This is a genomic window from Seonamhaeicola marinus (assembly GCF_008085455.1).
Genome location: NZ_VSDQ01000005.1, coordinates 1 through 532, shown reverse-complemented (window position 1 = coordinate 532; position 532 = coordinate 1). Strand labels below are relative to the sequence as shown.

The following is a 532-nucleotide window of genomic DNA, read 5'->3' as shown; positions in this document are numbered from 1 at the left end:
TACCTGGTGTTATTGATGATCAAGTGCATTTTAGAGAGCCTGGTTTAACACAAAAGGCTACAATTGAAACAGAATCTAAAGCAGCCATTGCAGGTGGTATTACATCATTTATTGAAATGCCCAATACCAATCCGCAAACTACAACAATTGAAAAGTTAGAAGAAAAATTTGCTATAGCAGCCAAAACATCATCGGCTAATTATTCATTTATGTTTGGAGGTACAAACGATAATTTAAACGAAATTTTAAAACTAGATGCTAACCAAGCTGCAGGATTAAAATTGTTTTTAGGGTCTTCAACAGGTAATATGTTGGTTGATGATCCAGAGGTTTTAAAAAATATCTTCAAAAATACCAATTTAAGAATATCAGTACATTGTGAAGATGAAACTACAATAAAAAACAATTTACAAGCACATATTGAAAAGTATGGTGATGATATTCCTATTTCGCAGCATCCTATAATAAGAAGCGAAGAAGCTTGTTATTTATCGTCTTCAAAAGCAATAGAATTAGCAAAAGAAACCGGTGC

Annotated in this window: 1 protein-coding gene; it reads left to right on the top strand. The window is 32.3% G+C overall.

Going from position 1 to position 532, the window contains the following annotated elements; all coding sequences use genetic code 11:
* The coding region (locus FUA24_RS00025) for an amidohydrolase family protein (protein WP_148539556.1) at positions 1-532 on the top strand (532 nt) is incomplete at both ends.